The sequence below is a fragment of the Blautia coccoides genome (assembly GCF_034355335.1).
GTDB lineage: Bacteria > Bacillota > Clostridia > Lachnospirales > Lachnospiraceae > Blautia > Blautia producta.
In genome coordinates, this window is the sequence record NZ_CP136422.1 from 3,460,185 (window position 1) to 3,486,592 (window position 26,408).

The 26,408-nt window shown below is 46.8% G+C and carries 26 protein-coding genes; 3 read left to right on the forward strand and 23 right to left on the reverse strand.

Translation table 11 applies throughout. From position 1 onward, the window contains the following. Positions 1 to 13 precede the first annotated feature (13 nt). On the forward strand, positions 14 to 1,204 hold the full coding sequence (locus tag BLCOC_RS15545; RefSeq protein WP_115622701.1) for an aminotransferase-like domain-containing protein: 1,191 nt from the start codon (positions 14 to 16) through the stop codon (positions 1,202 to 1,204). A 122-nt stretch (positions 1,205 to 1,326) separates the two neighbouring features. Here the strand turns inward: BLCOC_RS15545 and BLCOC_RS15550 are convergent, their stop codons facing one another. The 6 genes from BLCOC_RS15550 to BLCOC_RS15575 form a co-directional block, all read right to left on the reverse strand. Further along, on the reverse strand, positions 1,327 to 1,797 hold the full coding sequence (locus BLCOC_RS15550) for a hypothetical protein (protein ID WP_131918370.1): 471 nt from the start codon (positions 1,795 to 1,797) through the stop codon (positions 1,327 to 1,329). Between the two features lie 279 nt (positions 1,798 to 2,076). Continuing rightward, a complete protein-coding gene (locus BLCOC_RS15555) occupies positions 2,077 to 3,420 on the reverse strand; it encodes an MATE family efflux transporter (RefSeq protein WP_115622704.1) in 1,344 nt (447 codons plus the stop codon). Positions 3,421 to 3,505: 85 nt separating this feature from the next. Continuing rightward, on the reverse strand, positions 3,506 to 4,531 hold the full coding sequence (locus tag BLCOC_RS15560) for a hypothetical protein (protein ID WP_115622705.1): 1,026 nt from the start codon (positions 4,529 to 4,531) through the stop codon (positions 3,506 to 3,508). 506 nt (positions 4,532 to 5,037) lie between these two features. Beyond that, a complete protein-coding gene (hypD, locus tag BLCOC_RS15565) occupies positions 5,038 to 7,410 on the reverse strand; it encodes a trans-4-hydroxy-L-proline dehydratase (protein ID WP_115622706.1) in 2,373 nt (790 codons plus the stop codon). Positions 7,411 to 7,415: 5 nt separating this feature from the next. After that, positions 7,416 to 8,327 carry a glycyl-radical enzyme activating protein gene (locus BLCOC_RS15570; protein ID WP_115622707.1) on the reverse strand — a complete coding sequence of 304 codons (912 nt, stop codon included), beginning with the start codon at positions 8,325 to 8,327 and terminating at the stop codon, positions 7,416 to 7,418. Positions 8,328 to 8,651: 324 nt separating this feature from the next. Next, positions 8,652 to 10,148 carry a PucR family transcriptional regulator gene (locus tag BLCOC_RS15575; protein WP_115622708.1) on the reverse strand — a complete coding sequence of 499 codons (1,497 nt, stop codon included), beginning with the start codon at positions 10,146 to 10,148 and terminating at the stop codon, positions 8,652 to 8,654. 146 nt (positions 10,149 to 10,294) lie between these two features. Here BLCOC_RS15575 and BLCOC_RS15580 point away from each other — a divergent pair, with 146 nt between their 5' ends. Next, positions 10,295 to 11,278 (forward strand): uroporphyrinogen decarboxylase family protein, encoded by a 984-nt coding sequence (locus BLCOC_RS15580; RefSeq protein WP_115622709.1) that lies wholly within the window; start codon positions 10,295 to 10,297, stop codon positions 11,276 to 11,278. 86 nt (positions 11,279 to 11,364) lie between these two features. Here BLCOC_RS15580 and BLCOC_RS15585 read toward each other — a convergent pair whose 3' ends face one another. Next, entirely contained in the window at positions 11,365 to 11,991 is a 627-nt protein-coding gene (locus BLCOC_RS15585) for a TetR/AcrR family transcriptional regulator (protein ID WP_115622710.1), read from the reverse strand. Positions 11,992 to 12,567: 576 nt separating this feature from the next. Between BLCOC_RS15585 and BLCOC_RS15590 the strand changes: the two genes are divergently transcribed. After that, positions 12,568 to 13,488 (forward strand): SufB/SufD family protein, encoded by a 921-nt coding sequence (locus tag BLCOC_RS15590; protein WP_115622711.1) that lies wholly within the window; start codon positions 12,568 to 12,570, stop codon positions 13,486 to 13,488. 2 nt (positions 13,489 to 13,490) lie between these two features. Here BLCOC_RS15590 and BLCOC_RS15595 read toward each other — a convergent pair whose 3' ends face one another. The 16 genes from BLCOC_RS15595 to BLCOC_RS15670 form a co-directional block, all read right to left on the reverse strand. Continuing rightward, a complete protein-coding gene (locus BLCOC_RS15595; RefSeq protein WP_115622712.1) occupies positions 13,491 to 13,949 on the reverse strand; it encodes a cupin domain-containing protein in 459 nt (152 codons plus the stop codon). Positions 13,950 to 13,990: 41 nt separating this feature from the next. Next, a complete protein-coding gene (gene eutH / locus BLCOC_RS15600; RefSeq protein ID WP_018598057.1) occupies positions 13,991 to 15,082 on the reverse strand; it encodes an ethanolamine utilization protein EutH in 1,092 nt (363 codons plus the stop codon). Between the two features lie 36 nt (positions 15,083 to 15,118). Further along, entirely contained in the window at positions 15,119 to 15,391 is a 273-nt protein-coding gene (locus BLCOC_RS15605) for a EutN/CcmL family microcompartment protein (RefSeq protein WP_018598056.1), read from the reverse strand. A gap of 9 nt (positions 15,392 to 15,400) precedes the next feature. After that, positions 15,401 to 16,078, reverse strand: a complete 678-nt coding sequence (locus BLCOC_RS15610) for a hypothetical protein (protein WP_131918371.1) — start codon at positions 16,076 to 16,078, stop codon at positions 15,401 to 15,403. Between the two features lie 50 nt (positions 16,079 to 16,128). After that, positions 16,129 to 16,752, reverse strand: a complete 624-nt coding sequence (eutD, locus tag BLCOC_RS15615; RefSeq protein ID WP_029468832.1) for an ethanolamine utilization phosphate acetyltransferase EutD — start codon at positions 16,750 to 16,752, stop codon at positions 16,129 to 16,131. Next, positions 16,742 to 17,347 carry a cobalamin adenosyltransferase gene (locus BLCOC_RS15620; RefSeq protein ID WP_115622713.1) on the reverse strand — a complete coding sequence of 202 codons (606 nt, stop codon included), beginning with the start codon at positions 17,345 to 17,347 and terminating at the stop codon, positions 16,742 to 16,744. The genes eutD and BLCOC_RS15620 overlap by 11 nt, the downstream gene beginning before the upstream one ends. Before the next feature lie 12 nt (positions 17,348 to 17,359). Then, positions 17,360 to 17,686 carry a BMC domain-containing protein gene (locus BLCOC_RS15625; protein WP_018598052.1) on the reverse strand — a complete coding sequence of 109 codons (327 nt, stop codon included), beginning with the start codon at positions 17,684 to 17,686 and terminating at the stop codon, positions 17,360 to 17,362. A 77-nt stretch (positions 17,687 to 17,763) separates the two neighbouring features. Beyond that, positions 17,764 to 19,242, reverse strand: coding sequence for an acetaldehyde dehydrogenase (acetylating) (locus BLCOC_RS15630; protein ID WP_029468831.1), 1,479 nt, complete (start codon positions 19,240 to 19,242; stop codon positions 17,764 to 17,766). A 19-nt stretch (positions 19,243 to 19,261) separates the two neighbouring features. Continuing rightward, positions 19,262 to 19,918, reverse strand: a complete 657-nt coding sequence (gene eutL / locus BLCOC_RS15635) for an ethanolamine utilization microcompartment protein EutL (RefSeq protein ID WP_115622714.1) — start codon at positions 19,916 to 19,918, stop codon at positions 19,262 to 19,264. Positions 19,919 to 19,942: 24 nt separating this feature from the next. Further along, positions 19,943 to 20,818, reverse strand: coding sequence for an ethanolamine ammonia-lyase subunit EutC (gene eutC, locus BLCOC_RS15640; RefSeq protein ID WP_018598049.1), 876 nt, complete (start codon positions 20,816 to 20,818; stop codon positions 19,943 to 19,945). A gap of 71 nt (positions 20,819 to 20,889) precedes the next feature. Beyond that, on the reverse strand, positions 20,890 to 22,254 hold the full coding sequence (locus BLCOC_RS15645; RefSeq protein ID WP_115622715.1) for an ethanolamine ammonia-lyase subunit EutB: 1,365 nt from the start codon (positions 22,252 to 22,254) through the stop codon (positions 20,890 to 20,892). A gap of 23 nt (positions 22,255 to 22,277) precedes the next feature. Next, on the reverse strand, positions 22,278 to 23,708 hold the full coding sequence (gene eutA / locus BLCOC_RS15650) for an ethanolamine ammonia-lyase reactivating factor EutA (protein WP_115622716.1): 1,431 nt from the start codon (positions 23,706 to 23,708) through the stop codon (positions 22,278 to 22,280). Then, positions 23,705 to 24,148 carry a EutP/PduV family microcompartment system protein gene (locus BLCOC_RS15655; RefSeq protein WP_115622717.1) on the reverse strand — a complete coding sequence of 148 codons (444 nt, stop codon included), beginning with the start codon at positions 24,146 to 24,148 and terminating at the stop codon, positions 23,705 to 23,707. The genes eutA and BLCOC_RS15655 overlap by 4 nt, the downstream gene beginning before the upstream one ends. Further along, positions 24,145 to 24,495, reverse strand: a complete 351-nt coding sequence (locus BLCOC_RS15660) for a BMC domain-containing protein (protein WP_018598045.1) — start codon at positions 24,493 to 24,495, stop codon at positions 24,145 to 24,147. The genes BLCOC_RS15655 and BLCOC_RS15660 overlap by 4 nt, the downstream gene beginning before the upstream one ends. Positions 24,496 to 24,520: 25 nt before the next feature. Beyond that, a complete protein-coding gene (locus BLCOC_RS15665) occupies positions 24,521 to 25,666 on the reverse strand; it encodes a 1-propanol dehydrogenase PduQ (protein ID WP_115622718.1) in 1,146 nt (381 codons plus the stop codon). Between the two features lie 146 nt (positions 25,667 to 25,812). Continuing rightward, positions 25,813 to 26,292, reverse strand: a complete 480-nt coding sequence (locus BLCOC_RS15670; RefSeq protein ID WP_029468824.1) for an NADH-quinone oxidoreductase subunit NuoE family protein — start codon at positions 26,290 to 26,292, stop codon at positions 25,813 to 25,815. Between the last annotated feature and the right edge of the window lie 116 nt (positions 26,293 to 26,408).

Here is a 26,408-nt window from a genome sequence, read left to right on the forward strand (position 1 = left end):
AAGGAGTATACCCATGGAATATAAATATGCAAGAAGAATGTCATCCGTAACTGCTTCAGAGATCAGAGAACTTTTAAAACTCACAGAACAGCCGGAGGTCATTTCATTTGCCGGCGGTCTTCCGGCTCCTGAACTTTTTCCCATTGAGGAGATCAAAGCTGTCAATGATTATGTTCTGGACCACAATGGAGAACATGCCTTGCAGTATACCACCACGGAGGGATACCAGCCCCTCAGGGAATGGATTGCAAAGAGGATGAATACCCAGCTTGGCACTTCCTTTAGCCATGAAAATATTTTAATCACACATGGCTCCCAGCAGGCCCTTGACCTCTCCGGAAAAGTTTTCTTAGATGAAGAGGATGTGGTGCTGTGTGAAAGTCCTACATACCTTGCTGCCATCAGTGCTTTTAAGGCATATGGCTGTAAATTTGCGGAGGTCCGTACAGATGAGAATGGGATGATCATCTCTGAACTGGAAAAGGCTCTTACGCAATATCCAACGGCAAAACTGATCTATGTAGTCCCGGACTTCCAAAATCCCACCGGAAGAACCTGGAGCCTGGAGCGCAGACAGCAGCTCGCAGAGATTTCTGCCAGATACCGTGTTGCGGTTGTGGAGGATAATCCATACGGAGAGCTTAGATATGAGGGCAGCTTCCTTCCATCCATAAAATCCTTTGACCGGGCAGGCAATGTTCTGTGCACAGGAACCTTCTCTAAAATCTTCTGTCCCGGTTACAGGATTGGTTGGATCGCCGGGGAGAAAGAGGTGATCCGTAAATACGTTCTTGTAAAACAGGGCGTGGATCTGCAGTGCAATACCATAGCCCAGATGGTCATTTCTGCTTATCTGGAACAATATGATATTGATGTCCACATTGATAAAATACGTGAGGTATACCGAAAACGGCGTGATACAGCCATAGAAGCCATCAGACAGTCCTTTCCTTCCAATATCAGTTTCATAAAACCTGAGGGCGGGCTTTTTCTCTGGATTGAACTGGACGAAAAAATAGATACCGTGAAACTGCTTGAAAAGTGTCTTGAACACAATGTTGCCTTTGTTCCCGGTAACTCTTTTTTCCCAAACACAAAAAAACGCAATACACTTCGTCTTAATTTCTCTAATATGCCGGAAGAGAAAATATCAGACGGGATCATGCGTATAGGCAGAGCGTTAAAAGAATTTACTGAAAAATAACGGACCCAGTATTACAGACAAAATCCGATATCGGCAGTCAGACCCGATATCGGATTTTTATAAATACCCTTTTTTAAATGTTCTCTTATAAGACCTCTTTCTTTAAGTCTAAAGTTCTGCACCTATTCTACATCGATCAGTATTGCCGTCTTTCCCACTTCTGAAAGCATAACCGCACCTCTTTCCACAACAGGACGTGTATCCGGAATGCCTTTATATTTTGAATAAAATGTTTGAAAAACATCACCCTGTTCCAGGAAATGATACATATACAGCCGGTTCTTAATCGAAAAATGAACCTTTAAAAGTCCCAGTTGGAATAAGTATTTCAGATTTTCTTCTGACTCCCTGATTTCTTCCTCGGAATCCATCTCACTACATATATAAAAAATCTTTTTATACTCCTGCACATGAATATGGCTTGTCTCGTATAAAACGATAAGGCGAAATACAGGCAGCCACTTTCTCTCCTGGAGATACGTAAGAAGCCGGGCCTGCTGTCTTGAAAGGAATGCTTCCCTGCAGATGTAATTGCAATTCCAGTATGCAAAGTCATCAGATTTATAGCGGCAAATAAAATCATTACTTTTCATTATCTTATTCTCATATCCTGCCATATTCCAATCACACCCCATTTCTGAATACGCCATGCATTTTCATTCATTTTCCTATATTTATTATAACATTATATTTTTTTTGATGTCTACTGAATTATTGCATAAATCAGATTTTTTCTCACAAAAACAGTATTTTTGTGTATTTGGATAAATATTCAATTTTTCAATTCTATTTAAGCTGTTGACCTGCATGCCGCTTTTCTTTGGAAGATGAACATGAAAAATCCCGGGAAATAATCCCAGGATTTCTCTCATCTATTCAGAATTTTTACGCTCTCTGTGCCGCATATATATAATTCCTGTTACATCAGCTAAGAACCATCCAACGGGTATTGCCCACCAGATACCAACAACGCCCACTGCCTCTATTGGAGCCAGTATATAGGCAAGGATCACCCTGGTACCCAATGATATAATGGTCAATACCAATGACATCTCAGGAAAATTGATTCCTCTGTAATATCCATACAGTAAAAATAAAATTCCGATTCCTATGTAAAATGCGCCTTCAATCCGCAGGTATCCCACACCTATTTTTATAATTTCCGTATCAGATGGTGATACAAAAAACAACATAAAGTTCTTTGCCAGAAGAAATACCAGCACAGAAGTCACTCCACAGAACAAGGCGGAAACCACAAAAGCCTGTTTTGTCCCTTTTCGGATCCTGCTTTCTTTTCCGGCACCGTGATTCTGGGAGATAAACAGGGAAAAGGCATTCCCGAATTCCTGTGCAGGCATATAGGCAAAAGAATCTATCTTAACTGCCGCTGTAAAGGCAGCCATAACAGCAACGCCAAAACTGTTTACCAGCCCCTGTATCATCAGGATTCCCAGATTCATCACCGATTGCTGGATGGAGGCTGCAAATGAAAATCTAGTGATCTCCCGCATGGATTCCCCTGTTATATAAACACGCGCTTTACCAAACAGACGAAGTCTGTATACCGGTTCTTTGACCCATACATATATAGAAATACCGATCCCGGATATGGCCTGGGATATTACAGTCGCCTGTGCTGCACCGGCAATCCCCCAGCCAAAAGTCACCACAAATATAATATCAAGGACAACATTCAGGATCGATGTAGTCCCCAAAAAGACAAGGGGGACCACAGAATTGCCTATAGCTCGCAGAAGGTATGCATAATAATTATATAAAAACACAAAAAATATCCCGGAAAATATAATACTCACATAGTCATGGGACATGGATAATATTTCCGACGGTATCCGCAGTAACCGCAAAATCTGGTCAATAAATACAAACACCAGCACATTTATACCTACCGTAACTCCGCCTATCAAAAGAAACGAACCCTGTACACATACCTCCATCTTTTCCTTATCCTGCTTACCAAAGTAAAAAGAAACCAGAGAGCAGCTTCCCATACACAATCCGATCAGTATGGAGGTCAAAAAAGTCATAAGCGTATACGCGGCTCCCACAGATGCCATGGCATCCGCTCCTACAAACCTTCCCACAATCAGCGTATCCGCTATATTGTAAAACTGCTGCAGGAGATTTCCAAGAATCATTGGGCCTGCAAATATGAGCATGGTTTTAATGATGTTTCCTGTTGTCAAATCCCTCTTCATTGTTACTTCATATTCCTTTTCTCATTTAGTCTTAACTTTTATATCATAACTCATCAAGGAATGTTTGTACACTTTATCTTAAAGCTTAATCTGACAAATCTGAACTGTTACCGTTTTCCAAGCCCAGTCCATACTCTTTATATAAAATTTCCCTGTATTCTGCGTCCAAAGAGGCTCTCTGTAAATCTTCAATCCTGTTGTCATGGAAAAGGAACTGTATCAGCTTGGACAATCTTTCTTCGCCTAACTTTCTGCCCCTCTGCTCTCCTTTCATGCACATTTGCTGAAACGCTGTACACATATTCATACCTCCTCCTTCTGTTCTGATAATATCTGCATTTCTTTTGATCAACGGAATATCCAGAAAATCTCCGATCAGCTTACCTCTTTTCCATTCCAGATCACTGTAGCGCGCCCGGTTTTTATCAAGGAATTTCTCCATGGCAGCCTGATCTTTTGCCACCTTCAAAAGCTCGAACACTTCCCGCAGTCCCGTCTGGAAATTCTCGGGATTGACATTTCCGCTGTACACCAGATTCAGCGGATAGTTGGGAATATAACTCTTCCAAGGCTCCAATACTTTTGGAAACTCCAGCATATCATGAAGACACATAGGGCCATCCCACAGCTGGTCTTCCCGGTAAAAAAATGCCAGTGTTATGATCGGCCTCAGCCTGTCTTCCCTTTTCATTCCTGAAAGGAACTCCGCGCCAGAAGAGAAATCTCTGCTGCTTTTATGTTTTTTCTCCAGGTTCTGTATTTGTTTTGTGTAATCAACCGCATCATAGAGCATGTGTCTTACCGGCATCCCATAATGGACCTTCCGCTGCCCTTCAGCCGCAAGCTCTAAACTCAGAATCCCCTCTCCCAATCCACTCCCTTTCTGTACATCACGCAGCTTTTTGATCACTGCTGGCCGTCCGTCTCTGCCCGGTACTTTTAATTGTTTTTTCTCATTCATCTCCTCCAGATACTCAGGTTTTATTACCTGGATTCCCTGAAAGACTGCACCGTTAAACAGGTCCGCAAATACTTCATTCTCTGACAGACAGTTATAGATATCTTCATCCTTTGCTTTCACGGATGATGCCGCTAACCTTTTTCTCCCCATATGGCCTCCTTCAGGAAAGCAGACAGATCACATACTGATATCATATGACAGAAAGAAGATTTGCATTATTTTTATTTTATTATACAATATATGCCTTTGCATTTCAATCATATTTATATTGTCTGCATTTTTCAATCGTATTTATATTGTCTGCCTTCCAAATGTTTTCACGCTGAACTTTTGGCTGATACGCCATTGATAAATAGAACTTTTCAATTCAGAAATGTATTACAAATTCTTTTTAAAATGTAGGCTTATTATATTCTTTTTTTCCTTCAGATGCAATGACTTTATAAAAGTTTTATTTTTCATACTCGAACCGCCGCTTTGCTGCCTGCTGTCCTATCTGCTCCTATGATCAGCAAAGCAAATCCGCCCCGAAAAATGCAGACGTAACGATTCACAGAACTGCATTTTTGCAGGGCTGTAAATCGTTACGTTCAGGCTGTAAATTGTAATATTCAGTCAGGAAAGCCGCACTTGCCATCCCTCTTCGGGCAGTAAAATCATCCAAAGGACTGCTCTGTTCTGTCAATGATCTCATCCTGCAGGGCTTTGCTCAGGTTGCGGAAATGGTCACTGTACCCTGCCACACGAACAATCAAATCCTTGTATTCATCCGGACGTTCCTGTGCATCCAGAAGGGTCTGGCGGTCTATCACATTAAACTGTATGTGATGCCCGTCCAGGTTAAAATACGTCCGCACCAGGTTTGCCATCTGTATGAGTCCGTTCTCACCGGACACCACCTGAGGTGTAAATTTCTGGTTCAACAGTGTTCCGCCTGTGTTCACATGGTCCATCTTGGAACAGGATTTCACTACCGCTGTAGGGCCGTGGACATCTGCTCCTTTTTCCGGAGAAATGCCTTCAGAAACTGGCTTATGGGCCATACGTCCGTTTGGACTTGCCATCATCACTTCCCCAAAATAGACATGGCAGGTAGTCGGCAGCATATTAATGCGGTACGTTCCGCCTTTCATATTTGGCCGCCCGGTCACGCTTTCATAATAGAACTGAAAAACATCTCTCATGATATCATCCGCATAATCATCATCGTTTCCATATTTTGGTGTCTTATTGCTCACAAGATTCCGGATACGTCCATGCCCTTCAAAATCATCCCTAAGCGCCTGCATAAGTTCCGACATTGTAAATTTTTTCTTGTCAAACACATTGTATTTTATGGCAGCAAGGCTGTCTGTAATCGTGCCGATGCCTACGCCCTGCAGATAGTTGGTGTTGTATCTGGCACCCCCGGCATTATAATCTTTCCCTTTTACAATACAGTCATTGGTAATCACAGACAGGAACGGAACCGGCATATAGCGGGCGTATATTCCCTCGATCACATGATTGCCCCGCATCTTGATGTCCAGGAAATACAGGATCTGTTTTTTGTATGCCTGGAAAAGCTCCTCATAGGATTTAAAATCTTCCGCTTTGCCAAGAGGCAGACCAAGGGTTTCCCCGGCAACGGGATCATATCCATTGCAGAGGGTGATCTCAAGAATTTTCGGCAGATTAAAATATCCGGTCAGTATATATGCTTCATTTCCAAAAGCCCCTGTCTCCACGCATCCGCTTGTGCCTCCCTTTCTTGCGTCTTCAATAGATTTTCCTGCATTTAACAGCTCCTGTATAATACTCTCTGTGTTGTAAAACGCAGGCTGTCCCCACCCTTTTCTTGAAATTTCACATGCTTTTAATAAGAACTCCAGAGGGGTCTTCCTGCTGATCTGTACATTTGAGCTGGGCTGCAGTAATTTCATTTCATCCATGCATTCCAGGATCAGATAGCTCACCTCATTGACACCGTCCTGCCCTTCCGGTGTCACTCCGCCGGTATTGATATTGGCAAAGTCTGTATAGGTGCCGCTCTCTTTCAGTGTGATCCCCACTTTCGGAGGAGCCGGCTGATTGTTAAACTTCACCCACAGGCATTCCAGCAGTTCTTTTGCACGTTCTCTGTCCAAACTGCCCTTACTGATATCGTTTCGGTAGAAAGAGATCAGATGCTGGTCTAATCTTCCGGGACTATAGGCATCCCACGGATTCAGTTCACTGGTCACAGCCAGATGCACAAACCAATACATCTGAAGCGCCTGCCAGTAAGTCTCCGGTTTATGTGCCGGCACAACACTGCAGTTATGGGCGATCTGCAGAAGCTCCTCTTTGCGGACCATATCCTCTTCTTTTTCTGCCAACTGCAGAGCATACGCATGATACCGACTGCCCAGGAGGATCACTGCATCACAGGCAATGTCCATAGCGCGAAGCTCATTTTCTTTATCCAGCGCCTCCGGATCCCGGCTGTAGTCCAGATTCCTCATGGCCTCCTGTATCTTGTCCTTATAGTCAAGGAAACCGTTCTTATAAATATTCTCAGAACCCACCGTGTGGCCCGGGCCTCTCTGTTCCATGAATTCCGTAAATATGCCGCATTGATAGGCTTTCTTCCATTCAGGAGTCATTTTATCCAGTATTCGATGCCGGATAGAACGTCTCTCCCAAAACGGTATCATTTCTTTTTCCTGAAAAGCATAGTCCTCCTTTCGCACCTTAAAGCTGATCAATTCCCTGTCATTCATCACATGGAGGTCCTGCACTGTATGGCAGCACAGCTCCGGAAAGGTGGGCGCAGCCTGAGGCCCGTTCCCCTTTTCTCCCACCAACAGTTCACCTTCACCGATGTACAGTGTTTTTTCGGCAAAATAATGCTTTAAGACCAGTGCCCGCAGTTCCGGAACAGATACCGTGCCTTCGTATCTTCGGTATACCTCTGTTTCTATTTTTGCCCGCTCCATATCTATATGGGCTTCTGTTTCCAGGCTCTCCCTGCGAAGCCTGGAAATTCTGTCATTTAATCCATGTTCCATCTAGATCAACCTCCTATTTCGGTCTGAAATCCCTGTTTTTTGCACATGTCCGCCAGTTCCCGCATGCGCTCTTTAGAGGGAGTGGTAAAACCTCTGCCCTGATATTCCTGTCCCAGCCTTGGGTATTTTCCGCTTCCTGTATTGTGGTAGGGTAGCAGATGGATCCATACGGGCATAATGGAATGGGCACTGAGAAACTCCAGTGTCTCTTTCATATTCCTGTCCGTATCATTTACACCGCCCACAACCGGAATACGGATCCAGACTGCGGCTCCGCTTTCGGAAAGTTTTATGAGATTATCCAGGATTTCTTCATTTCCCGCTCCGGTCATTTCCCGGTGCAGATCCGAATCCATAACTTTTATATCATATAAAAACGTGTCCGTGTAGGGAAGCACCCTCTGTATATTCTCCCATGGAACATATCCGCAGGTATCCACATTCACCCGTATTCCCCGTTCTGCCAGTTCCCCCATCAGCCGCTCCACAAAATCCATATCCCGGGCCAGTACCTCTCCTCCTGAAAGAGTGACACCGCCGTGGGACTGCTCGTAAAAAGGCTGGTCTTTTACTGCCTCTTTCACCAAATCCTCAACTGTATATTCCCTGCCGGCAAACTCCCTGGCATTTGGCAGACAGTATTCCTCACAGGTATGACAGATGCTGCACTTTTCTGCATCTGTAACCGGTTTTTGCCCGTCCATGGAAACAGCTCCGGAGGGACATGCACCTGCACATTCCCCGCATCCCGTGCATTTTTCTCTGTTCCACATGAACTGTTTACGGTAATCCTGTGTCTCCGGATTGTGGCACCAGATACAGGACAGCGGACACCCCTTAAAAAATATGGTGGTGCGAATTCCTTCCCCGTCATGTATGGAATACTTTTGTATGTCCGTCACCAATTGTGTTTCCATCTAAGCTTCACCTCTCTTTATGTACATTATCCTGAAACAGTCTATAAACAGCATTATATTACCCCAGTGCACTAAAGTCAACGAAAGCACTATACAAATCGCTTTACAAACCATGTCAGAAACATCGCATATTGATCGGCTTTTATGAGACCAGCCCGGCCAATGAATTAACAGAAAAAATTGCAGATCTTATGGAAAAAATACAGCCTAAGAGTATCAAACTTGCAGTCACTACTGCCAAAAAGAATCCGCACATACTGCAGAAAACTGTACTCCTGACTAATAAACGGGTATACTTGCTGACATGTGCGAAATATTTTTCTTTTATATCTTCCTCTTCATTTTTTCCATCTGTTCCAAAATGTGATAAGAGACCATGATATAAATTTTTTCTTCACAGGAATCCAGATGAACTCCTGTTATTTTCTTTATTTTTTCTATTCTCTTTAAAACAGACGATCGCTGGATAAACAACACTTTTGCAGTGTGTGTAGCACTGCAGTTTTGTTTCAGGTACACATCCAGGGTTTGACACAGGTCTGTTCTGTGTTCCTTGTCATAGTTTTTCAGGATTTTAAGAACTGGGGATATAAGCTCTTTAGCTGGATACTTTTGAGTACACGCTCTAAGCATGGCGGCAAAGGCATAATCTTTAAAATAATAATACCAGAAATGCGCATCTGTCTCTCTCCCGATTTCCATGGCCTCATATGCCTGCTTTTCATACATATCCCAGTCCTGAAATCCTGTATACGTATTGCTGATCCCGGCTTTTGCAACATTTTCCCTTAGAAATAAAGCCAGCTCCCCATGCAGATCCTCTTCTTTGCTCCGCGATAAATTACGGACACAGATATAATCCGTATCCTGAATGATGACACAACAGTCCTTAAACAGAGTCTCTATTTTCTGTCTCAGATACTCTTTTCCTGTGCTCACCGGATACTTCTCAGAAAACTGGAATAAGATCACCTGGTAGGTATGGTTTTCCTCCCAATCATACTGTCGGATCACATACCTGTGGGCTGGCATTCTGCCTTTCAGCAGATTCTGCACCTGTTCGCAAAAATCCCCGCTTTTCACACCTGTATGGCTGGCGATCCCCTGTTCATTAAAATGTGCCTGCAGTGCTTCTGCTGTTATGGTAAAATATTTTAGGAATATTTCAGGATAGTCTGTCTCAGGAAGTTCAGAAATAAATCTGGCATAGTAACTTTTTTCATACAGGATATTATAACAAAGCATCCTCATATCATCCGTTTTCATCCTGTATTCATATACATCAGTTCTGTCCTGACAGAGATAAAAATCTTCATCCCACACCAGATTTGCGATCTCCTCGTCTGTAAAAAAATCCTGCCGCATCACTTCCCGGTACATCTCATTGCGCGCAATATAACAATAACTGTTGTTTATGACCGTCATGCCAGTGTGGAGGATAGGGCTGGTCACCTCCAGAATCGTTTCCGGCAGCAGAAGTTCCGCGTTATTCACGGCAAATTTCCATTTCTCATAAGCCGGGAATATCTCAGACAAGAGATTACACACTCTGTTTTTCTGTTCACTTTCCAAAAGAAGGGCACTGCATGCATAATCAGCCGACCAACTACAGTCTCCTGCTGCCAACACTGTACATCCTTCCAAATCTCCTGCATACTGCTCTAGCTCCTGCCCATTGAGAACATACAGCATCCGGGGTTCTGCCGGCATCCCCTTCTCATAAAACCCGTATCTGTCAAACTCCTGCTTTTTCCGGTACTGCAGCTTACTATTCTTCATTCCATGATACCATAATTGGTACTGTAAATATTGTAAATCCATATTCTTCTCCTTGGCATACAATTTGTAGTCTAAATGCTTCCTCTTTTTCTACGATTGGAGTCTGTTTTTCCTGATATCATACATGTTATTATAAAATAAAAGACACGTATTGACTACAAAATGTAGTTTAGAAAGGAGGATTTTTTATGTTTACAAAGGAAGATTATCTGGCTGCTGTTGTAGGACATGAAAAACCGCAGCATCTGCCAAGTGCAATGAGCGGAATGGTCGTAATGGCAGGAGGTTCTTTGGAGACTTTTGAAAACGGGCCTTTCGGGGGCGGTCCCGATGGGTTTGGTGTTGTCTGGGAAGCCTCCCGTTCCGCCGGAGGGCAGGCCGTACCGGCTCCGGGACATATCGTACTGGATGATATCACTGACTGGGAGGATGTGGTAAAGTTCCCGGATTTGGATGCATATGATTGGAAGGGTCAGGCCGAAATACAGTTATCCGGCGCAGACCGTGACCGTCAGCTCATAGAATATGGTGCATGGAACGCCCAGTTCTTACGGGTGACACATCTGATGGGATTTATGGACGGGCTGTGTGCGTTCGCGGAGGAACCGGAAGCCTGCCGCAGTCTGATTGAAGCCATCACGGATTACAAAATCCGTCTGGCGGAGAGAGTTGCTCATTATTTTAAACCGGACTTTTTTACCAGCTACGATGATGTGGCCACACAACAGAGCTTGTTTTTAAGCCCACAGACATACAGAGATCTGATAAAGCCTTCCCACAAACGCTTAAATGACGCGGTAAAGGCTTACGGCATGATGCCTATTATGCACACCTGCGGCCATTGTGAGCCGCTGATTCCGGACTTCATCGACGAGGGAGCTGTTGCCTGGTCCTCAGCTCAGCCTGTCAATGATATTGCCGGAATCTTACAGAAATACGGAAAGCAGATTGCAGTGATCGGGGGCTATGATTCCAACGGCCCCGCCGGAAGGGAAGACGCACCGGACGCTGTGATCGAGGAGGAAGTAAAACGCTGTATTGATTCCTATTCACCTTACGGAAGTTATGTATTTATGGGATTCCGTGTCATGAGCGGTACGGAGCCTGATCTGTTTTTTAAAGGGCTGCTGCCAATAAACCAGGCCTTTGATAAACTTACACGGGATATGTAGCAATGCCATAATAATGATTGAAAACAGGGTATCTATTTTCCGCTTCATGGCTGATGGCCGCGAGAAAGGAAATAGATACCCTGTGCTTATTTTTTCCGGAACTCATCCTTATAGACAAGCATTTGGAACATATCCATCCATTCCTCAAATTCTTTCATCATTTTATCAAGCTGAAACTCTGCACCTGACATCTGAACATCATGTATATAACCGTCACCCATCCAGCGCAGCATTTTATAGACTTTAAACGGCTCGACCTCCTCTTTAAATTTCGAGGTATCTATATGCCCAAAACATAGCTGAAATAAAACATCCTCCTGCATGGTGTTTACATTTTTAAGTTCATCTGATACATCTTCCCTTTCGGAATAAAAAGCACGCATAGCAAAGTCCAAAATAAAAGGATACCTTTCCAGGATCTGTACTTTAAGGGTTGTCGCATAACGCAGAAGATCAAAAAAATCAGTTATCTCTTTAAATTTTTCATCGAGGATCTGTTCCTGCATAGTTTCGATCAGACAGTTATATATGTACAGGTATAATTCCTTTTTATTACGAAAATAGTAAAATAATAACCCTTTTGATATGCCTGCCTTTGCCGCGATCAAGTCTGTGGATGCTCTTTTATACTCATTTTTCCCGAAAACCTCCATAGCGGCATTTATGACTGCCTGTTGTTTCTCCTGTGACAGGGATTGGAATTTTTCATTCATAGTTTCTCCTTTTATCTATCAGTCCAGCGATTCTCTGTCTAGTTACAAAAAAACTCCTGCCCCAACAAAGGAACAGAAGTTAAACAGCAAGCCACCTGTAAAGGTATCACATACAAACATATGCTCTTGTCATAACGTTAAGAGTTTCACGGATTCTTTTAAATTATCTGTCATTATAGAACAGTCACATAGCTGTGTCAATCATTTTTTAAGTTCTTTTAATACCTGTAGCAGGAACTGAATTTCCACTAAGAGCAGATTTAACCCTGCTACATTCCAAAATGTATGTACCACTTAGCTACCTCCCTTTCCCATCCTCCCCAAAAATATCTCTCAGCAATGACAGCCGCTTTGCAGATATAAGATGAGACGGCAGTTTATTGTTTACAAGTATTATAGATGAGGAGGGATTCTGTTGTCAATCTTTGCAAAACCGCAGTCTGTGTGCATGCTTTTGCTGCTATGAAGCCGAATGGATGAATCGTAACGTTGGGTGCAGAATTCCGTATTAAATATAAAATAAAATTCATATGTTAAAATAAAAGCCTATACGCCGGCTGTTAAGGAGTCTGTATTATGAATCGAATCTCTGAAAAACTCTTAAAGATGATTTCCGACTTTGCCGGAGAGTTCCGGGGCGCGTTCAATATCCGGGAAAACGGAGAATGTGTGGGCCGCCGGTCCACTCCTAATATCCGCATTGAAGCAAAAAAGGATGCCCCCGGGCTTATCATACATATAAGCCCTGAGACGGCAAAGGAGATTGTTTATATTCCTGCCTGCGTAACCCACGGAGCTATCGACGATCTTGTATATAACGATTTTTATGTAGGGACCGGTGCAGATGTCACCATTATTGCCGGATGCGGTGTCCACACAGACAGCGGGGATACGGCACGACATAATGGCATTCACAGATTTTTCCTGGAATCAGGCGCCCATGTTCTTTACAAAGAAAAACACGTGGGCACAGGGACAGGGACCGGTCAAAAACGCATAGATCCGGTTACAGATATAGTTCTTATGGAAAATTCTATTCTGGAAATGGATACCGTACAGATAGGAGGCATTGACAGTACGGTGAGAAAGACAACGGCCAGACTGGCTGCTGGAGCCAGGCTGACCATTCATGAAAGTATCCTGACAGAAAAAAATGAAACAGCGAAGACGGACTTTACCGTCTCCATGGACGGGGAGGACTCCGCCGTAGACCTGATCTCACGCTCTGTCGCAAAAGGTACCTCCCGCCAGAATTACCACTCCCGGATCATGGGAAACTGCCGCTGCAGCGGACACTCCGAGTGTGACGCTATCCTGGCTGATCAAGGCACAGTAAACGCATCCCCAGAACTCTTCGCGGGCAGTATTGACGCTGTACTGATCCATGAAGCTGCCATTGGTAAAATCGCCGGTGAGCAGGTCATAAAGCTTCGCACTTTAGGACTCACAAAGGAGGAGGCAGAGGAAACCATCATAAAAGGCTTTTTGAAGGCATAATATCATTTTGCCCAGTCTGCGGGATATGTCACATAGAGGAATCGGGCTCTTTGGGGGACAGAAAACTGTATTGAGGAACCTTTTGGAATAAGAATGATCTCCCCCGGCCCTGCTGTCACGTGCATGTTATCCTTTATGATAGTGAGCGAGCCTTCTATTACATAATCAATCTCATCATAGTCCAGAGTCCAGTCAAAGGTAGTCTTTTCCATTTCCATGATACCGCAGCCAAGCCTGGGACTTTCGGAAAGGGTAAACAAATCGTGTGTATATACCCTGTCATTTTTGTCTCCGGTATCCAGTCTGTCTGTCTCTGTCACATGGATCTTGGGGACCTCCATCTTGATGACACCTGCGATCTCCTGCCTGTGTACATCATTCCTCGGATAACCCGAAGTCCCCATTTTCTCTGTCAGTATCTGTGTTATGATCTGTTCAATCACTTCTCTGCTTATTTCCATATCTTCACCTGTCTTCCACTATCTTATGCATAGCCTTTCAACTACGCTTCTTTTGATACACTTTTATTCCGTACAAGGAGCAGCGCGGCAAATACTGCCGTGATACCGCCTACCAGCTTTCCCACGATCATAGGAAAGATCATATCCTGGTTAAATCCTGCCGTAAATCCCAGATGATCTCCGAACACAAAGGCCGCTGACACGGCAAAGGCTACGTTCAGCACTTTTCCTCTGTCATCCATGTCCTTCATCATTCCGAACATGGGGATACTGTTTGCAAGGCTGGCTACCAGACCTGCTGCCGCCACCTCATTCATTCCCAGAACTTTTCCCAGTCCCATGAGCGGTTTTTTGAACACCTTAGTGATCACATATACCAGCGGGAATGCACCGGCCAGAACAATGGCAATGTCTGCCACTACCTCAAATCCCTCACGGATAGGGTTCATGCCGGGGATCAGGACGATCCCTGTGAGCTGTTCTATGATCCCCACACCAAGTCCCAGGGTGATAACTGCCACCACGAACTTACCAAAATACGTAAATCCTTTTACCATGGCATTTTCAAACTTCCAAAGACCAAGGGCGATCAGGACAGCAAAAATGATGATGGGTATCAGATTCCTTAACACCATGACAATGGAATATCCTGCAGCGAGTCCGCCTGCAAGGGAGCCGATGGGAATGGTGATCACACCTGCAAGAACACCGGTGGCCAGATATTTCCTGTCCTCTTCCCTGATGATCCCAAGAGCCACCGGGATGGTAAATACAATGGTAGGCCCCAACATAGCTCCTACGATCAGACCGCCGAAATTGCCCGCATCCTCGTTCAGCGCCAGCGCCTGTGCCAGAGGCGCACCGCCCATATCATTGGCCAGAATAGAACCTGCAAACATGGCCGGGTCAGCTCCCAAAAGGCCAAACACAGGTACAATGACCGGCTTTAAAAGATTGGCGATCACAGGTGCAAGGGCGATGATTCCCACCATGGAGACAGCGAGGGCGCCGATTGCCATGATCCCCTCTTCAAACTTTTCCCCTAATCCGAAACGGCTGCCGAATATTCTGTCCAATGCTCCCAGAGCCGCAAATATTACCATAATATATATAATTATTTCATTGATGCTCAACCGTCATCCCTCCTTGTGTATATATTGCCTGCAGGTCTACTGAAAGGTTACATCCAGTGTATCTATAATTCCCACAATAGCTGCATCCACCGGTGTTTTTCCATTTCCCACAACCATTCTTGCGGAATTTCCCCGGCAGATCAAAACCTTATCCCCCACACCGGCGCCGATGACATCCGCGGCAACCAGCAGGGAGCCATTTTCCTGCCTGTACCGTTTCATCACATCTATCACCAGCAGTTTCTGTCCGCTGATCGCCTCGTCTTTTTTTGTGGCCCATACGCTTCCGATTACTGTTCCAATTTCCATCTGTGCACCTCACTGCTGTCTTCTGACTGTCAGATTATGATTGGAAATATAGTCCTTGGCCAGTGGCGTAATGATGGTTTTTCTGCCGATCAATACGGTTCTGTAACCGGTTCCCCGTATTTTTCCCAGGTCGGATTCTCCCAACAGTTTTAATCCGGTCATATCAAAGGCCGCGCTGTCCTCTTTGGGCGCGCATTCCTCTTTCCGGGTCCGCATTTCAAGTTCTGCTGCCTCCTGTATACTGGAGACGATCTCTCCGCCGAAGCGCCTGATCTCCTCCTCATACTCCTGGTATTTCTGGAATAACGCCTTGTAGGAAGACTCTCGGTATCTCCTGTATTCCAGGCCTTTTTCCAGGAAATATACCTTTTTGCCGTTCAGCATGGCCTCAAGGATTCGCTGTGCCTCCGGCTGTCCGGGGATTCCCAGGGCTGTAAAAGCCAGAAGACCAGCGGAAACCTGCGCTGCCACAACAAAATCACAGGTTCCTTCCTCCAAAGAAGTACAGATTTCTGCAAAGGACTTCAGTATATTTTCTTCCGCCTGTTCCAATGCTCCAAGTACCAGGACTTTTGGTTTGCGCCGGCATCCGCAGGACTGGCCCTGGATCTTATCCATGCGGGCTTTTACTTCCTCTATGATATCATCGATCAGACCATCCGTCACGTCTGTCTTCCATGTATTCACCAGAACATCCTCCTTTACCATAGCAGTTCAGATCTCCAAACTGCCGCCTTTTACCGTACAATGCGGCAAAAGGTGCCTTTTTCAAATCCGCAGGCGTTTGCCTCGTCATAGTCGATATGAACATAGGTCCTAAATTCGCTGCTCACACGGGCAATGGTATCCTCGAAAATGACCGGCCGGCTTCCGTAGACCTTGATCTTCAAAACTTCCCTGTCCTTTACATGCAGCCTTGCGGCATCCTCAGGCGTAATGTGCATATGGCGTTTTGCTATGATCACGCCCTTATCTGTGACGATCTGTCTGCTGCCGTTTGAGATGGTGATCCCGGGTGTATCTGCAATATCTCCGCTCAGACGCACGGGCGGGCGGATGCCCAGCACAAGGGTATCTGTCATAGAGACCTCTGCCTGGGTTTCCTTTCTCTCAGGACCCAGGATGACCACATTGTGAATGGTCCCTTTTGGCCCGATAAGGGATACCCTCTCTTTACACACATACTGGCCTGGCTGGGATAGATCCCGTACTTTTGTGAGCTTATATCCACTGCCGAACAAACGCTCCACATCCTCCCTGCACAGATGCACATGTCTGCCGGAGGCTTCCACCTCCACCATCATCTTATCCTTTAGTTCCCTGACAACTGCCTCTACAACTGCCTCTACCTCAACATTCATAAGTTCCTCCATATTTTCCAGTCAAAAACTTAAACATCATGATCCAGAATAAGGAGGACAGCCGGTTTAAAACACATATGATGTCTTCCCGCTCCACATCGCCGGTCTCTGTTTTAAATGCGCGGTAGGCAGTAAGTTCTGTCTCTCTGGCTTTTGTCCTCAGTCTGTTCAAATACGCAACAATTTCACTGTGACAGTAAGTGGGCAGGAAATGTTTCATGCCGTAATAGCGGCTGGGATGGTGGGAATGTGCCCGCATATCATCTGTATCCAGACCCTGCAGCATGACCTCACCCACAGCCTCCCCGGATACCTCGCAGCGCAGAAGCCAGCGGATGGTTTTGATGATCTCCTCCAGGTCCTCCGTGAGCGTATGAAGGTGCTGCTTTTCCGTGATGGTCTGCAGAACTATGATCTCCGCCTCCAGGGAGTCAATGGCTCCCCGGAAGGCTATTCTTGGATGGTCCTTATATACCAGATGGTCACCCCGCAAATGGGTCATGTGTTCCGGTTTTTCCTGTTTTTTTGTTTTTTTCTCCAGGGTTTCCTGGATCGCCTCCGCCACGATCCGGCGGATTTTTTCCTGTTCTTCCATTTATCTGCTCCTTTATACGGGAGATGACTCTTCTGTATAGGAGGTTCCTGCTGCCTTTTCTATCTGATGAGGCAGGATCACATCCACTTCTGTGTGAGGACGGGGGATCACGTGTACGGACACCAGTTCTCCCACACGCTCTGCCGCTGATGCGCCTGCATCGGTAGCTGCCTTAACTGCACCCACATCTCCCCGCACCATGACTGTAACTAAGCCGGCACCGATGCTCTCCTTGCCAACTAGAGCCACATTGGCTGCTTTGACCATGGCATCCGCAGCTTCGATCGCACCCACAAGTCCTTTTGTTTCAATCATACCTAATGCATTTGTATTTGCCATAATGATTACCTCCAAATCTTTTCCATTTTCCTATACTGTTCTTTCTCTCTTAGTATTCTACATTTAGCTGAATTCATTCAGATGAATTCTTTTACGATTTTATCCACAATGGCATTTATAAGCTCATGGCTTATCTGACCGCTGCCGGATGCTGATGTGCCGTTCTGTACCGTCTCGCTCTCCCTGCGGATTTCTTCCAGCTCTTTTGTGCCGAATGCCACACGCTTTATATTGATCAGATCCAGAGGTCCGATGTTGTTGGAGGAGGAACTTCCTCCCACCGCACCGCAGCCCAGTGTCAGGGCCGGGAACAGGCCTGTGGTGGCACCGATACCGCCCAGTGCTCCCGGCGTATTGACCAGGAAACGTGACGCGGGGATCTGCAGCGCGAATTTTCTCACCAGCCCTTCATCCTCTGCGTGCATGGAAAAGGTGTGTCCGGCGCCTTCCATGTGAAGAATTTCAATACTTCTCTCCAGCACCCTGTCGGTATTTTCTTCCACAAAAAGTCCCAGGATAGGTGCCAATTTTTCCCTGGAATAGGGCGCGTCCGCACCTACCTTTGTCTCTCTTCCCACCAGAACTCTGGCTGATGACGGGACACCGCAGAGTCCCGCATACTCTGCGATCTGGGCACAGGTCTTTCCAACGATCATAGGGTTCATGGTGCCGTTGGCCCGCAAAATGAATTTTCCAAGCTGTCTTGACTGTTCCTGGGTCAGCACAAAGGCGCCCTGGCTTTTCAGCTCCTCTACCACTTTTGCTTCCATGCAACGCTCTACAATAATGGACTGTTCCGAAGCGCAGATGGTACCGTTGTCAAAGGTTTTTGAATCCAGGATCTGCTTCACTGCCTTCTTTATATCTGCACTTTTGTCAATAAACGCAGGGCCGTTGCCCGCACCCACACCAATGGCCGGTGTTCCCGATGAATAGGCTGATTTTACCATAGCACCGCCGCCTGTTGCCAGGATAAGGGCTGTATGCTCACTTTTCATCAGCGCCTGGGTTGCCTCCATGGTAGGAACGCTGATGGCTGAGACGGCCCCCTTTGGACAGCCGGCCTCACATGCCGCTCTTGATATGATCTCCACAGTTTCCAATATACATTTTTTTGCTCCCGGATGAGGGGAAAATACAATGGCGTTTCCTCCCTTTAAAGCGATCATAGCCTTGTAAATAACTGTGGATGTGGGATTTGTGGAGGGGACGATTCCGGCGATCACGCCTACCGGCGTACCGATATCCCAGACCTTTCTTACCTTGTCCTCATGGAGGATCCCCACGGTTTTTTCATTTTTTACAGCGTCATAAACCACCTTGGCCGCAAACATATTTTTGATCACTTTATCCTGCCACTTACCAAAACCGGTCTCCTGCTGGGCAGATTTCGCAAGCTGTACCGCATGGGCAGCTCCGGCATCACTGATGGCTTTTACGATCCGGTCGATCTGCCCCTGGTCCATACGCGCCAGTTCCCGCTGTGCCTTTTCTGCTTCTAAAAGCAGATTCCTTGTCTCTTGTACGGAGATCAGATCTTTATCCTTTAATTCCATTTTTCACTCTCCTTTTCCCTTATTCAAAGTCTTTTGGATAGTCTGCCACTGTCTGCACTGCCTGTGCAAATGCGGAGCAGGCGGCTTTACATGCAGACTGGCTTCCTGTGAGAAGGCCTCCGCCGAAATTTGTCTCTGACGGAGGACCATAAAAGGCCACCATTGTCACATCGGCGGCTTTCATGGCAGCATCCAGACCATAGACTGCCTCCAAAGGCGGCGCGATCAGATAAGCCAGAGCCTCCCCCTCAGGAATCCCCGCTGTCTTTGACAGATAGGAACCTGTCCGGGATACTGTGTGGGCATAGTAGACAATAGAATCATCTTCATTGGCACTGACAAAACAGGGGCCGCTCTCCATAAAATTCCGGATGGAATTCAATCCGCTGCGTATCTCCGCAGGGCTTGGGCCGCCTATGATGCCAATGACCTCACCTGCCAGCTTAGTGGACGCATTTGCCGCGCCGGCATACATGGACTTTGCATAGACCACCTCCACATCCGCGTCTTTTGTGGCCTCATCAAGGGCGGTGTAGAGAACATCGTCCGTATCCGCCGTTACAATGCCAAGGCTTTTCTGTCTTGGCCCCAGATCCAGCGCTTTTGCCAGGTCCTCACTGACATTGGAGATCATACGGATCCCCAGTATCGCGGGACGCAGTTCATCATGCTTCATAGTTTTCCTCCAATACTTCCTGCTTTATTTCAGGTCAATTCCCGATGCCTTTTTCTCCAGCATCCTAACAATCAGTTCCGCCGCATGAGCACCGGCCTCCACAGCAGTGGTTCCCCCTTTGTGGATATTGCTGATAACCGTACGCTTTGCCTCGGCAAGTCCATGCTTTGGTTTATATGCAATATAGGCTGACATGGATTCCGCTGTCACAAGTCCGGGACGTTCACCTACCAGCATACAGATCACATCAGCGTCCGTCACTTCTCCCACTGCATCCATGGCTCCCACTCTGGCGTATTTGATAAAAAGGACCGGAGGAAGGGTGATCTGGTGCATCTCAAGGCCTTGGCGGATGGCGGGTATCATATCCTCTACATTGGCCTCAATTGCGGAGGAGGACAGGCCGTCTCCCACGATCACAAGGACTTTTGGATGGCTGCCACAGGTCTTTCGGATCACTTCAAGCTCCTCCGCCGAAAAGCGTCTTCCCAGGTCCGGACGGGTCAAATACTCATCTTTATCCTTACAAAGTGTCTTTACAAAGACAAAACCGCATTTTTTTATAAATTCCTCGCTCACGTCACTGAATACCGCGTCCTGTGCAGCCGCATGGTCAGCCCGGACGCGCAGCATAGTAGCTGTCCGGTATCTGGCTCCTGCTTTGCCGATACCCAGTCTGGCAGGTGTCTTTGCCTTCATGTCCAGATACCCCTCTGCGTCCGCGGGGTCTGTTACGAGAAGCTGCCGCCGCAGGTCTGTTTTTGTGATATCCTCCAGGCATTCCCCGGAAACTGCGGGTGTTTGTACCGCCTCCAAACGCTTGTGTTCAGGGGCTTCCGAAGTCTTTAACATCTGATCCAGGATTTTTTCCACCATGGATCTAATTTCATCATCTTTCACTTGATAGGTCCTCCTTCTTATTCATATCTGCTGTCTTTTCCCTGCAGCAGCACAGACAAGTTCTATATCCGTTAAAACAGGGTGGAGGCATCTCCTGCCCTGGCGGTCAGATGTCCCAGATCATCCACATATCCCATTTTCATCAGCCACTTGTGGAATGGTTTGATGGCTGTCAGGCCGAAGATCTCACGAAGTGCCGCTGTCTCATGAAAGCCGGTTGTCTGATAGTTCAGCATGACATCATCTCCGTGGGGAATTCCCATAAAATAATTACAGCCGGCGGCTGTCAGCAGTACAGATAAATCCTCTATGGTATTCTGGTCTGCTTTCATATGGTTGGTATAGCAGGCATCACATCCCATGGGAATTCCTGAGAGTTTTCCCATGAAATGGTCCTCCAGCCCGGCCCGGTTGACCTGCCGTCCATCGTACAGGTATTCCGGACCGATAAATCCCACAACGGTATTGACCAAAAACGGGGAAAAATGGCGGGCAAATCCATAGCATCTGGCCTCCATGGTCACCTGGTCCGTGTCATGGTGGGCCTCGGAAGACAGCTCTGAACCCTGTCCTGTCTCAAAGTACATAACGTTTGGTCCCTGTGCAGTTCCCTTTGTCAGTGCAAGATGGCGGGCCTCCTCAATGGTTGCCGCATTGAAGCCAAACGCTGTATTCCCCATCTCCGATCCTGCAATAGACTGGAAGATAAGATCTGCCGGAGCGCCTTTTCTGATAGCCTCCATCTGGGTTGTCACATGTGCCAGAACACAGGTCTGGGTTGGGATCTGGTGCTTCTGCTTCACCTCCTCAAACCGGTGCAGCACCCTGGCAACACTCTCTGCGGAATCGTCTACCGGATTCAGTCCCAGCAGCGCATCCCCGGCTCCGTAGGTAAGCCCCTCCAGAAGGGAGGCCATAATACCATCCGGATCATCTGTGGGATGGTTTGGCTGAAGACGTGAGGACAGAGTCCCCTCCTCCCCGATCGTGGTGTTGCAGTGGGCTGTGACACGGATTTTTCTGGCTCCGTACACCAGATCCAGATTTGACATGATCTTTGCCACCGCTGCCACCATCTCTGAGGTAAGACCCCGGGATATCCGGCGGATCATCTCTCCTGTAGTCTCTTCATCCAGGATCCATTCCCGGAGTTCAGAGACTGTCATACGCTTGATCTCACTGTAAATAGGTTCGTTTATATCATCCTGGATGATCCTGGTAACTTCATCTGTCTCGTAGGGCACAGCCGGATTGTTCCGAAGGTCCTCCAAGGTGATCTGGGATAATACAATTTTGGCAGCTACCCGCTCCTCCGCCGACTCTGCCGCAAGTCCGGCCAGCTTATCTCCGGATTTTTCCTCATTTGCCTTTGCCATCACTTCTTTTAATGATTGAAAAGCGTACACATGTCCAAATAATTTTGTTTTTAAAATCATGGCTTTTTCCTTTCCTTTGGGATTTATTTATTAAAAACCAGGGTTTTGACTACCACCGGCAGTACACATCCCCCGGCGATGGGTTTTCCGATGTCAATATACTCTCCTTCTGCCAGATGGACGCCGTCCAGACAGATCACCTCTTTTTTCCATTCCAGAAGGTGATACATGGTCTGTCCCAGAACCTTGGCCATATCATTTTCCACTACAACGATCAGGGGCAGATTGGCATGTAAAAGAGGTTCCATGCCTTCCAGAAGGGACTTTGCGTATTCCTGTACCCTGGAAAAACTGGGGTTATCCTCTCCGGTGAAGGCAATGGCTGCCTGCTGTATACTGCCCTCCACCATAAACCACTCCAGCTTTTTCCTGATGGCACTTCCCATGGCTTTTGGCCGGCTTTCCTCTTCGCTTAATTTCAGAACGGGAAGATTCTTCACGGGAAACAATTCTTTTGTGTAAGTGATGGTGCTGCCGCTTATCTCTGTGGTATGACTTCCCGCTCCCACCACTGTGGCACGGATCGTCTCCGCACTCTCGATCACCTGCAGATCCCGAAATAATTTTGACTCCCGAATGGAACGCCCCAAAAGCACGCCTATATCACCGAACAAAAAAGGATCCCTGAATTTTTCAGGATGATAGACCGCGTCAGCCACTCCGCCGGAAAAACTGATGCAGGCGATCTCCCGAGACAGATCAATTCCCTGATTCGTGATCATCATTTCGTAATAGGGATTGTTTCTGCAAAGACCCACACTCTCTTCTAGAACTTCTGTCATCTGCACAAGCAGCGGTTTTAAAAGGGCTTCATCTGCCGTGGTTCCTATATGGATATCCCATCCTTTGTCCTCAATGATCCTCTGTATCTTAGGCGCAATATAGGTGATCCGGCGTGTATCTTTGTCAAGCCTGATAAGCCTTCCCCCCACATCCAGGCAGCCGGTGTCCACAGTGTCTCCACGCTGAAATACTGCCAGATTACTGGTTCCGCCGCCGATATCTATATTGACGGCAGTCAGGTGGTGTTCTTTTGAATAGACATCCGTTCCCGCACCTTTCCCGGAGATGACACTCTCCAGATCCGGCCCGGCTGTGGCCACCACAAAATCTCCGGCAAAACCGCTGAGCGCATGGATCACCTCCCGGGCATTTTCTTTTCGGGCAGTCTCACCTGTGATGATCACCGCGCCGGTGTCAATCTCCTCTTTTCTGATGCCCGCCCTCTCATACTCTCTCTCTATGATCTCCCGGACTTTCCCGAAATCAATCCTGGTTTGGTCAAGCAGCGGTGTAAAGTAAATATCACTTTTGTACTGGATCTCTTTTTTGGTGATCACCATCCGGGGAACCGTGTAGCTGGTTGCCATATTCTCCACCGTCAGTCTGGAAAAAATAAGCTGGGTTGTACTGGTGCCAAGGTCAATACCCACGCTCAAAAGTTCTTCTTTCATTTAGCTCCCCCTTCCCGGTTCAGAAATTCTGACAGTTCCTCAATGCCTGTACCCTCAGGTGTATCTACCAGAAATATCCGGCTAACACCCGCCTCTTTTAACTGCCTTCTTGCCTTTTCCACCTGCTCCTGTCCCGCCTGATGTATTTTCGTTACGATCCCGATCACTTTTTTTCCGAAAATGCCGGCAAACCCGGGTGGAATGGCCCGATATTCTGATGTAGGGTCAGCCACCAGAGCGATCATGCCCGCATCCACAGCAGTCATGATCAGGGCGTTGTAAAAGTGACGGTTCTCCAGATATTCTCCCGGGGTATCAATGGAATCCTGATACCGTTCTACAGCCTGTGTTTTTTTATAACGGATCTCTTCCTCATTTAGTTTCTGGCACAGTGTTGTCTTGCCGCAGCCGCTCTGCCCGATAAATATTACTTTTTTCATGTTCTTGTCACCGGAGCCTTTGCAAATCCAAGCTGTTCTTCCATAGTTTCAAGGATCTCCTTCACTGCCGCTTCCACAGAGCTGATATCCCCAGTAAATACCAGCGCGCCGCTGAACCTGTCAATAAAACCCAGAACAATGTCAGAGGCTTTTGTGGCTATATCGGCAGCTATGATCGCCCCCTCACTGGGTGTTATGGTCAGGATACCAATGGCGTCCATCTGTTCCGGTTCCAGTCCCAGCTTCACATAGATCGCCGGGTCAGGTCCGGCGATCACATGGGCCAGTGTGATCTGTTTTCCCGGAACAAATTCCTGTATGATCCTCTGTTTCTCTTTCACTTCCATACCTGCACCACTCCTTGTCCTGACTCTATCCGCGGATTCCCTGATAAGACTGTTTTAATAGCTCCAGAATATCCTCCCGGGAAACATTTCTGGGATTTGTTTTGATGCAGGCGTCTGACAGTGCCCCCTGCGCCACGGCCTCCTTCTGCTTTTGGTATTCCTCCGGCCAAATGCCGCAGGCTTTAAATCCTGTGGGCATGTTCATCTGCTCCTGCATTTTTCGGATCTCCCGGATCAGGTTCTTCACCCCTGCCCGCACATTGCCGCCGCCGATTCCCGCAAGCTGTGCCACCGCCGCGTACTTCTCGGCTGCCCTTGTGTACTTTCGAGGATTAAATTCCCTCATATCGGCATTGAATTCTATCACATAGGGGAGCAGGACCGCATTCGTCCTGCCGTGGGGTACCTTGAATTTTCCTCCGATATTATGGGCAATGGCGTGATTCACGCCCAGGGATGTTCTGTCAAAGGCCAGTCCTGCCATACAGGAAGCATTGTGCATTTCCTCTCTAGCCCGGGAATCCTCCTGGTTTGAATACGAGTGTATTAGATAGCGCAGAACTGTCACTGCTGCCTTCTCCGCTAGTGCATCGGTAAACGCATTGGCTTTTGTGGAGACGTAAGCCTCCAGTGCGTGGGTCAACACATCCATACCGGTATCTGCCACCACGGATTTTGGAACACTTTTTACAAGGCTGGCATCCAGGATCGCCGTATCCGGAAGAAGTGACTGGTCCACCAGAGGGTATTTGATCCCCTTTTCCCGGTCAGTGATCACTGCAAAGGATGTGACCTCCGAGCCGGTTCCGCTGGTAGTGGGAACCGCGATAAATTCCATATGGGGCAGATTCCCGATCTGTCTGGAAAAATGCATGATCGCCTTGGCCTCATCAATGGCAGATCCACCTCCCAGCGCGATCAGTGTGTCCGGTTTGTTTTTTATCACCTCCCTGACACCTTCTGTCACCAGCTCAAGGGGCGGATCGGGAACCACATTGCTGAAGATGGTGCAGCGGTCTTTCTCCAGATATCTGGTAATGTTTTCCACAAGCCCTGATTCCACCATAAATGGGTCTGTGACAATGAATATCCTGGTGCCCTGTAATTTTTTTAAATACTCCAATGCATTTTTGCCAAAATGGATGGATGTTTTTATTCCGAACTCTTCCATAATCTCTCATCCCTGGTAACTGTCCTGCACTTTTATACAAATCTGCGGGATCGTTACCATCCTTTCAATTTCATTCCTCATTTAGCTATCTTTTGTGAAATCAGCCCATATTATACAAAAAACACATCAGATTAAAAATGAAAGGTTTATCCGTCCATTTTTTTCAGTATTTCAGGCACTTTTTCCGGTTTAACTCCGGGGTACAGTTCTCCGTCAATGATAATATTGGGGGATGACCCGCAGTTTCTGAGGCAGCCCCGTGTTTTCAGAAATACCTTCCCATCCTGGGATATGCCGTCTTTTTTGATGCCAAGTTCCTTTCTCACTGCCTGAAGAACAGCCGCTCCTCCCTTATTTCTACACCTTTCTCCTGTGCAGACAGTGACTGTGTGCTCATAAGGTGTTTCCTTTAACCCGGAGTACATGCGGACCAGATACCGGATTACAGAAACCTTTACACCTGCGGCAGACGCGGCTCTTTCCTGGAGCCCGGGACTGATCCCGCCGCAGACCTCCTGCAGTTCCCTCAACATAGAGGCAATTGTCTCCTGCTCTTTTTTATCTTCCCTGCCGGCGTAATAGGAAAGGATTTCACTGATACTTTCTTCTCTGTCCATTCTGTCCATGGTATACTCCATTCTTTTAAAATCGCCTTTGGCGATGGGATCTATATTTACATTTTTTGCAGATTTTCCGCTGTTATGCAAAAACGTGGGTCTGCATGTACGTTTCATACAAAAAA

What these genes read in the sequence shown, in the direction of transcription:
- eutL (WP_115622714.1), bottom strand. Translation starts at nt 19,918, where the DNA reads ATGAAGCATGATGAACTGCGTCCCGCGATACTGGGGATCCGTATGATC.
- BLCOC_RS15625 (WP_018598052.1), bottom strand. Translation starts at nt 17,686, where the DNA reads ATGGCAAATACAAATGCATTAGGTATGATTGAAACAAAAGGACTTGTG.
- BLCOC_RS15570 (WP_115622707.1), bottom strand. Translation starts at nt 8,327, where the DNA reads ATGGAAACACAATTGGTGACGGACATACAAAAGTATTCCATACATGAC.
- eutA (WP_115622716.1), bottom strand. Translation starts at nt 23,708, where the DNA reads ATGAAAGAAGAACTTTTGAGCGTGGGTATTGACCTTGGCACCAGTACA.
- BLCOC_RS15550 (WP_131918370.1), bottom strand. Translation starts at nt 1,797, where the DNA reads ATGAAAAGTAATGATTTTATTTGCCGCTATAAATCTGATGACTTTGCA.
- BLCOC_RS15645 (WP_115622715.1), bottom strand. Translation starts at nt 22,254, where the DNA reads ATGATTTTAAAAACAAAATTATTTGGACATGTGTACGCTTTTCAATCA.
- BLCOC_RS15580 (WP_115622709.1), top strand. Translation starts at nt 10,295, where the DNA reads ATGTTTACAAAGGAAGATTATCTGGCTGCTGTTGTAGGACATGAAAAA.
- BLCOC_RS15595 (WP_115622712.1), bottom strand. Translation starts at nt 13,949, where the DNA reads ATGGAAATAAGCAGAGAAGTGATTGAACAGATCATAACACAGATACTG.
- BLCOC_RS15620 (WP_115622713.1), bottom strand. Translation starts at nt 17,347, where the DNA reads ATGGAAGAACAGGAAAAAATCCGCCGGATCGTGGCGGAGGCGATCCAG.
- BLCOC_RS15660 (WP_018598045.1), bottom strand. Translation starts at nt 24,495, where the DNA reads ATGGAAGTGAAAGAGAAACAGAGGATCATACAGGAATTTGTTCCGGGA.
- hypD (WP_115622706.1), bottom strand. Translation starts at nt 7,410, where the DNA reads ATGGAACATGGATTAAATGACAGAATTTCCAGGCTTCGCAGGGAGAGC.
- BLCOC_RS15630 (WP_029468831.1), bottom strand. Translation starts at nt 19,242, where the DNA reads ATGGAATTAAAGGATAAAGATCTGATCTCCGTACAAGAGACAAGGAAT.
- BLCOC_RS15575 (WP_115622708.1), bottom strand. Translation starts at nt 10,148, where the DNA reads ATGGATTTACAATATTTACAGTACCAATTATGGTATCATGGAATGAAG.
- BLCOC_RS15545 (WP_115622701.1), top strand. Translation starts at nt 14, where the DNA reads ATGGAATATAAATATGCAAGAAGAATGTCATCCGTAACTGCTTCAGAG.
- BLCOC_RS15585 (WP_115622710.1), bottom strand. Translation starts at nt 11,991, where the DNA reads ATGAATGAAAAATTCCAATCCCTGTCACAGGAGAAACAACAGGCAGTC.
- BLCOC_RS15605 (WP_018598056.1), bottom strand. Translation starts at nt 15,391, where the DNA reads ATGGAAATTGGAACAGTAATCGGAAGCGTATGGGCCACAAAAAAAGAC.
- eutD (WP_029468832.1), bottom strand. Translation starts at nt 16,752, where the DNA reads ATGAATGTTGAGGTAGAGGCAGTTGTAGAGGCAGTTGTCAGGGAACTA.
- BLCOC_RS15655 (WP_115622717.1), bottom strand. Translation starts at nt 24,148, where the DNA reads ATGAAAAAAGTAATATTTATCGGGCAGAGCGGCTGCGGCAAGACAACA.
- BLCOC_RS15555 (WP_115622704.1), bottom strand. Translation starts at nt 3,420, where the DNA reads ATGAAGAGGGATTTGACAACAGGAAACATCATTAAAACCATGCTCATA.
- BLCOC_RS15670 (WP_029468824.1), bottom strand. Translation starts at nt 26,292, where the DNA reads ATGGACAGAATGGACAGAGAAGAAAGTATCAGTGAAATCCTTTCCTAT.
- BLCOC_RS15590 (WP_115622711.1), top strand. Translation starts at nt 12,568, where the DNA reads ATGAATCGAATCTCTGAAAAACTCTTAAAGATGATTTCCGACTTTGCC.
- BLCOC_RS15560 (WP_115622705.1), bottom strand. Translation starts at nt 4,531, where the DNA reads ATGGGGAGAAAAAGGTTAGCGGCATCATCCGTGAAAGCAAAGGATGAA.
- BLCOC_RS15665 (WP_115622718.1), bottom strand. Translation starts at nt 25,666, where the DNA reads ATGGAAGAGTTCGGAATAAAAACATCCATCCATTTTGGCAAAAATGCA.